The sequence below is a fragment of the Bombilactobacillus bombi genome (genome assembly GCF_013607485.1).
Lineage (GTDB): Bacteria > Bacillota > Bacilli > Lactobacillales > Lactobacillaceae > Bombilactobacillus > Bombilactobacillus bombi_A.
In genome coordinates this window covers 1-3,292 of record NZ_SCHP01000085.1, presented here as the reverse complement: position 1 = coordinate 3,292, position 3,292 = coordinate 1, and the positions used below count along the sequence as shown (strand labels likewise).

The following is a 3,292-nucleotide window of genomic DNA, read 5'->3' as shown; positions in this document are numbered from 1 at the left end:
TGCTGATTCTGGTATCCTTCATATTCTTGCGCTTTGGTGTCCAAAAATTGATTCCTTGTCTCCACAAATGCGCTTGTAATTTTTGGCTTAAATACCCCTTGTCTGCTAAAATTTGCGAACAAGCATACTGATCTACTAAAGTGGCCATCATTTTGAATCATTAATTGAAGCTTTCGCAATGGTATAAGGTACTACTAAGTTTTGATTATGGAGTTAAAAGCTTAGTGGTGTAGATGCTTGTGACATTATAGCAAATATCAGCTTGATCACGAGAATTTCGTACTCAATAGTTATGTGGTATAGCTGACCAAATGGTAGTGTGTGTTTCTAGAAATTTGTTTCACTAAACAGTACGCATTAATTGCAGTAATTGTCAGTCACGGTTACACAGCCGGTTAAAACTCAAGCATTCAGGTAATTTTAAACAGTTCTTACTGATTAAAAAATGATAGTAGTGGCGTGATTTATACCCAATTCTGTTTGATAGCAGAGAGTTCAATATCTGTAAGTTTGGCTGGACGGGCATTACGTCGATTACAAATTTTTGTAGGCACAATTTGTGGGCACAAGTTGATAATAAAGGTGAGCAATGATTTGTTGCGAGCTTTTAATTCGAAATTGCAAAGCTATAAATGTTGTTAACACGGGAGTTGGTCTGACATAGGTTTTATTTCATTAGTAGTAGTTGACTAAAGAAGTGAATCCTATGTCAGACCAATTTAATTTTAACCAACAAAGCTCTTTATTACAACGTCCAATTGCCAAAGGTGCTGAAGATTATTGCTTCCTTATATCGGCAATTTGTCCCGCAGAAGATTCGTTGTCGGCGCAACGTTCAGCTAGCTACTCCCTCAGATATCAAGCTTTTAGCTCTACTGTGTTGGCAGGTAGAGCTGGGTATGACTAATCAACGCTGCTATATATCTTTTTAAAGAGTTTAGGCTGTTTTTTTAAGCTCCCGGAGCGTTCCCGGTTTAACAGCCTCTGCAATCGGGCAGACAATTATTGCAATATTTGCACAAGACTTAGTCAAGCAAGGATAGAACAATGTTTATTTGTTAATACTATTAACATAATTAACTAGCACCACGGGTAATACTAATAGTATTTTTATAGGTTTAAAAATTCGTGATAACCGAATAGTAGGGCTTGATGCTGTTAAAATAAAGGACGAATAATACGGAGGCTTATCTTTTAGTTTCTGCAAGCGGCAGCAAAAACACAAGATATTGTATTTTGATTATTTGACATGCTATATATAGAACGTTAGTATAATGTTACTAACTCAAATTAGGAGGATCCAAATACAATATATGTTGTTAATTGAAAACAAATATCGAAGATTGCTGCTTTTTAGTGAGATCATGAAAAAGAATAAAGAGCGTAGTAAATATATCTCTTATTTAAAAGGAAAAATTGATTTGAATAAGGAAAAACTACCGGAAAAAGTTACTAGGGATTTTAAGCGTTTTAAATTAGATTGGATTAAACAAGCCATGAGTGAGTGGGCTTATAAGAAAGGTAAGCATGAATATCAGGTATTGGAACGCTTTCCCAACGAAGAAGTACACTGTCAATTATGCAATGCTCCATTAACTAAAACCGTTGTTTTTGTTGTAAATTTAGAAAATGGAAGAGAATTACATATTGGTACAGATTGTGTAGCAAATGTTCTTTCACAAAATGTTATAACTAGAAATCAGTATTCTGGAATAGCTTATGAGCGATATGAGCGATTAGAAAAGAAATATCCAAGCATACTAGAATTTAATAATAATATACATCCTTCTAAAACAGCAAAGTATGAACTATCGGCAGTTCTTTTGAAAAAGGAAACGCAATTGTTTAGAAAAATAAAAAAAGTAATTGATGAGTATTGCAAACAAGGTATATATCATGAAAGTGAATTTAAAGAGATAAAAAATGAGATTGTGGAATATCAAGACAACGTTAATGCTTTTGTAAATCGAAATGGAGCAGAAAGAGGGTTGTCTTTCAAGCTAAAGAATAGAATGCAGCAAAATCATAATCCAAAATTAAATGAGATCAAAAGAATTGTGCATAAGTCTAAAGGAATATTAACTACAGAGGCTGCAATGTTAATTGAAGACAGTAAGTATTTGGATGAATATGCAGAAAAGGTTAATATAAATGGATTGCATAATCAGCTTTCTCTATTTCAACATCGTCAAGGAATTACTTTTGCTATGGGATTAGATATTTATAAATGGAAGGTCTGCTTAGAATTTCCTAGCATGACTGTAATTAAATATTTCACAGCACCTGATCCTGCAGTAACTGCCTTAGGAATAAAAAACATTATAAGAGCATCATATACCATTAAGCCATCAGGTGAGGAAGATGAAACGACTCTCTTTTTAGCCGGAAGTGAGCTTTTAAAAAAGAAAAACTTAAATATTTACCGACCATCATTTAAACTTTTTATGAATTATGTAAAGAAAAGAGAAAGTCATTTTTCTAGTGAAGATAAGACTAGAATATCTAATGATAAATACCAGCAACTTATTTCTAAAACAGTTTTTTTAAAGAATAATGATCAGGTGGCCACTATGACAAAAGAGGAAATCATCACTACTGGTATACAATATTTAAGATCTATAGTATTAGATAATATCCCTGATATCTCTTGGCCATCTTTGAAAAATAAATCTTTGGTTATGCAAGATATATATACTGATCTGCAAATTTAAAAGAATAAGTAATGGTACATTACACGTTTATTCCGAACCAGTTCTAAAAACTTCAATTAATTATGGTTCGATATTGATGTATCTTTAGAGTAATAAAAGATCTACTAAACGCTAATATAAAATTATTTAATCATGGAACAACAATTTATACTAATGACAAAGATAAATTGGAAAATAGTAAAAATATGCTTTAGCACTGAATTTTTATAAAAATTATATGAAATATCAAAAAGAACTAAATGAATTTTGTGGATTACTTGAGATAATAAATACTGTGATACGATTATAAAAAGCATGACTTTTTTACTTTTAGTGGATTTTGTACCTTTAAGTGTCAACTTACTGATATTAGTGTTTTTTTTGAAACAATTAATACGGCATTGGATGATTTAATACTTCACTATTTACTGGAAACGGTTCTAATTTCATCGACAAGAAGTTGATTAAATAAAGCTTTGTTTAATGCCAAATTTGTTTCTAATTCTGAAACTGCCAATGTTAATGACTTCTATAAAGTCGGGTTGAACTATACATCTAAAGATGACTAGGTAGAATAAAAATTGAAGCAGTTACTATAAGTA

At 31.7% G+C, this 3,292-nt stretch carries 2 protein-coding genes and 1 pseudogene; 2 read left to right on the top strand and 1 reads right to left on the bottom strand.

Features of this window, described 5'->3' with window-relative positions:
* Positions 1–207, bottom strand: a pseudogene (locus tag EQ827_RS09200) (transposase); the annotation flags it as partial.
* Between the two features lie 499 nt (positions 208–706).
* Here EQ827_RS09200 and EQ827_RS08205 point away from each other — a divergent pair.
* Together EQ827_RS08205 and EQ827_RS08200 are read left to right on the top strand one after the other, a co-directional pair.
* Entirely contained in the window at positions 707–907 is a 201-nt protein-coding gene (locus EQ827_RS08205) for a hypothetical protein (protein WP_181190503.1), read from the top strand.
* 457 nt (positions 908–1,364) lie between these two features.
* A complete protein-coding gene (locus EQ827_RS08200) occupies positions 1,365–2,711 on the top strand; it encodes a hypothetical protein (protein ID WP_181190502.1) in 1,347 nt (448 codons plus the stop codon).
* The last annotated feature ends 581 nt before the right edge of the window (positions 2,712–3,292 follow it).